At 72.2% G+C, this 4,162-nt stretch carries 3 protein-coding genes; all 3 read left to right on the top strand.

What is annotated here, in order from left to right; translation table 11 throughout:
- Window positions 1-405 precede the first annotated feature (405 nt).
- The 3 genes from cimA (at window position 406) to ACFV5N_RS25440 (ending at window position 4,062) form a co-directional block, all read left to right on the top strand.
- Complete coding sequence (gene cimA / locus ACFV5N_RS25450; protein ID WP_385604178.1) at window positions 406-2,025, top strand: citramalate synthase; 1,620 nt, start codon at window positions 406-408, stop codon at window positions 2,023-2,025.
- Between the two features lie 184 nt (window positions 2,026-2,209).
- Window positions 2,210-3,793, top strand: a complete 1,584-nt coding sequence (locus ACFV5N_RS25445; protein ID WP_385604175.1) for an acyl-CoA carboxylase subunit beta — start codon at window positions 2,210-2,212, stop codon at window positions 3,791-3,793.
- A 32-nt stretch (window positions 3,794-3,825) separates the two neighbouring features.
- On the top strand, window positions 3,826-4,062 hold the full coding sequence (locus ACFV5N_RS25440) for an acyl-CoA carboxylase subunit epsilon (protein WP_019436456.1): 237 nt from the start codon (window positions 3,826-3,828) through the stop codon (window positions 4,060-4,062).
- Window positions 4,063-4,162 lie beyond the last annotated feature (100 nt).

The following is a 4,162-nucleotide window of genomic DNA, read 5'->3' as shown; positions in this document are numbered from 1 at the left end:
GTCGCCGGACGCCGCCCGCGCGGCACGCGCCGCACCACCGCCGGTACGGACCCCGGGCACCCGCCCGGCTCCGTACCGGCGGCGCCCGTCCGCCGACGGGCCGCGCCCGCACCGGCGGCCCCTGTCCCGGCCTCGTCCGGATCGTGAGACACCCCGGGTACCGAGGGCATCGTGTGCCACACTGGGCCCGTGCTCTCGTTCGCCATGATGATTATTGGTGATGAGCGCGCCGGTCCGCAGTGATCGCCGCCCCACCCCACCGGGTGACGCGGCCACCGTGCCTCGACCCGCGCGCAGACCTCTCGCATCCGCGAGAGGTCTTTTCGTTTCCCGGCCCACACACGGCCGGACGGGAGCAGGGCAGTGGAGCCGACCAGAACCGCATCCTCCGCAGGAGCCACCACCATGACCACACCGGCCACCCCCGCCGCCCCGGACGCGCCCGACGACGGCTTCCACGTCTTCGACACCACCCTGCGCGACGGGGCCCAGCGCGAGGGCATCCACCTCACCGTCGCCGACAAGCTCGCCATCGCCCGCCACCTCGACGACTTCGGCGTCGGCTTCATCGAGGGCGGCTGGCCCGGCGCCAACCCCCGCGACACTGAGTTCTTCCGCCGCGCCCGCGAGCTGCCCTGGCGCCACGCCCAGCTGGTGGCCTTCGGCGCCACCCGCAAGGCCGGCGCCACCGCCGCCCAGGACCCCCAGGTCCAGGCCCTGCTGGACTCCGGCGCCCCCGTCGTCACCCTGGTCGCCAAGTCCCACGACAAGCACGTCGCACTGGCTCTGCGCACCACGCCCGAGGAGAACCTCGCCATGATCGCCGACACCGTGCGCCATCTGCGCGCGGCCGGCCGCCGGGTCTTCGTGGACTGCGAGCACTTCTTCGACGGCTACGCCGACAACCCCGGCTACGCCCTCGACGTGGTCCGCGCCGCCGCCGGGGCGGGCGCGGACGTCGTCGTCCTGTGCGACACCAACGGCGGCATGCTCCCCGCCCAGGTGCAGGCCACGGTACGGACCGTCGTCGCCGACACCGGCGCCCGGATCGGCATCCACGCCCAGGACGACACCGGCTGCGCCGTCGCCAACACCCTGGCCGCCGTGGACGCCGGCGCCACCCACGTGCAGTGCACCGCCAACGGCTACGGCGAGCGGGTCGGGAACGCCAACCTCTTCCCGGTGGTCGCCGCCCTGGAGCTGAAGTACGGCAAGCGGGTGCTGCCGCCGGGCGCGCTCAAGGAGATGACCCGCATCTCGCACGCCATCGCCGAGGTCGTCAACCTCACCCCCAGCACCCACCAGCCCTACGTCGGCCTGTCCGCCTTCGCGCACAAGGCCGGGCTGCACGCCTCCGCGATCAAGGTGGACCCCGACCTCTACCAGCACATCGACCCGGAGCTGGTCGGCAACTCCATGCGGATGCTCGTCTCCGACATGGCGGGCCGCGCCTCCGTGGAGCTGAAGGGCCGCGAGCTGGGCTACGACCTGGAGGGCGACCGCGACCTGGTCGGCCGGATCGTCGCCCGGGTCAAGGAACAGGAGGCGAAGGGCTACACCTACGAGGCCGCGGACGCCTCCTTCGAACTGCTGCTGCGCGACGAGGTCACCGGCCGCGCCGCCCGGTTCTTCCGGCTGGAGTCCTGGCGGGCGATCACCGACCAGCGGGCGGACGGCACCCTCGACAACGAGGCCACCGTCAAGCTGTGGGCCAAGGGCGAGCGGGTGGTCGCCACCGGCGAGGGCAACGGCCCCGTCAACGCCCTGGACCGGGCGCTGCGCACCGGACTGGAGCGCACCTTCCCCGAGCTGGCCCGGCTCCAGCTGGTGGACTACAAGGTGCGCATCCTGGCCGGCCGGGCCGGCACCCAGTCCACCACCCGGGTGCTCATCACCACCGGCGACGGCGAGGGCGAGTGGTCCACCGTCGGCGTCGCGGACAACGTCATCGCCGCCTCCTGGCAGGCGCTGGAGGATGCCTACACCTACGGTCTGCTGCGGGCCGGACTGCGTCCCACGGAGTGAGCCGGGCCGGGGGGAACGAGCGGACTTAGAGGGTTCCTCCAGTTCCCCCCGCGTCTCCTGTGGTACTTCGCTGCACCATTGCCCCGGAGACCGTTGGTTCTGTACAGGGCGACCACGAAATGACGGCGGAGACTGTACGGATCTGACGAGAGCGTTCTCTCCCGGCGTTTCATAGGGTCTTTACATGACCGAAGAGTCCCTGACGCCCGTGGCCGCACCCGATGCCCGGGGCCGCGTGGCGGAGCTGCACGCCATCCGTGACGAGATCGGCCGTGGTCCCAGCGAGAAGGCGACCGCGGCACAGCACGCCAAGGGCAAGCTGACCGCCCGGGAGCGGATCGAGCTGCTGCTGGACGAAGGCTCCTTCCGCGAGGTCGAAGGGCTGCGGCGGCACCGCGCCACCGGCTTCGGTCTGGAGGCCAAGCGCCCCTACACCGACGGTGTCATCACCGGCTGGGGCACCGTGCACGGCCGGACCGTCTTCGTCTACGCGCACGACTTCCGGATCTTCGGCGGGGCGCTCGGGGAAGCGCACGCCCAGAAGATCCACAAGATCATGGACATGGCCATCGCGGCGGGGGCCCCGCTGGTCTCCCTCAACGACGGCGCCGGCGCCCGGATCCAGGAAGGCGTCTCGGCGCTGGCCGGCTACGGCGGGATCTTCCAGCGCAACACCAAGGCGTCGGGGGTCATCCCGCAGATCTCCGTGATGCTCGGCCCCTGCGCGGGCGGCGCCGCCTACAGCCCGGCGCTGACCGACTTCGTCTTCATGGTCCGCGAGACCTCGCAGATGTTCATCACGGGCCCGGACGTGGTCAAGGCCGTCACGGGTGAGGAGATCACCCAGAACGGCCTGGGCGGCGCCGATGTGCACGCCGAGACCTCCGGAGTGGCGCACTTCGCCTACGACGACGAGGAGTCGTGCCTGGAGGAGGTGCGGTTCCTGCTGTCGCTGCTGCCCTCCAACAACCGCGAGAACCCGCCGGTCGCCGAGACCGAGGACCCCGCCGACCGCTCGGGCGACGCGCTGCTCGACCTGGTCCCGGCCGACGGCAACCGCCCCTACGACATGCGCGCCGTCATCGAGGAGCTCGTCGACGACGGGGAGTTCCTGGAGGTCCACGAGCGCTGGGCCACCAACATCATCTGCGCGCTGGGCCGGCTCGGCGGCCAGGTGGTCGGCATCGTCGCCAACCAGCCGCAGTCGCTGGCCGGGGTGCTGGACATCCACGCCTCGGAGAAGGCGGCCCGCTTCGTCCAGCTGTGCGACGCCTTCAACATCCCGATCGTCACCCTGCTGGACGTCCCCGGCTTCCTGCCCGGCGTGGACCAGGAGCACGGCGGCATCATCCGGCACGGTGCCAAGCTGCTGTACGCGTACTGCAACGCGACCGTGCCGCGGATCTCCGTGGTGCTGCGCAAGGCGTACGGCGGGGCGTACATCGTGATGGACTCGCAGACCATCGGAGCCGACCTCACCTACGCCTGGCCGACGAACGAGATCGCGGTGATGGGCGCGGAGGGCGCGGCGAACGTGATCTTCCGCCGGCAGATCGCCGCCGCCGAGGACCCCGAGGCGACCCGGGCCCGGCTGGTCAAGGAGTACAAGACCGAGCTGATGCACCCGTACTACGCCGCGGAGCGCGGGCTGGTGCACGACGTGATCGACCCCGCCGAGACCCGTGCGGTGCTGATCCAGTCGCTGGCGATGCTGCGCAGCAAGCACGCCGACCTGCCCGCCCGCAAGCACGGCAACCCGCCGCAGTGACGGGTCCGGCCACCACCGAGGAGAGACCGCAGATGAGCACGGAGACGGGGATGGAGACGGGCGTGGACAGCAAGCTGGTCCGGGTGGAGAAGGGCGCCGCGAGCGACGAGGAACTGGCGGCGGTGACCGCGCTGCTGATCGCCCGTGCCGCGCAGGCCCCGGCGACGGTGGCAGGCCCCGGGCACTTCGCCGCCGGCCGCAGCACGGCCGGCTGGCGCAGGCTGGAGCGGACGCCGGGCTTCCGGGCGCCGCACAGCTGGCAGGGCTGAGCCCTCCGGGTCACGCGAGGGCGGGCCGGACACCGGTGGATCGGTGTGCCGCCCCCCCACTGGCGTAAGCCGGGGCGGCGGGGGGTGGGCGGGGGCGCGC

The organism is Streptomyces sp. NPDC059853 (assembly GCF_042731495.1).
In the GTDB taxonomy this organism is placed as follows: Bacteria; Actinomycetota; Actinomycetes; order Streptomycetales; family Streptomycetaceae; genus Streptomyces.
This window is presented reverse-complemented; position numbering and strand designations above follow the sequence as displayed.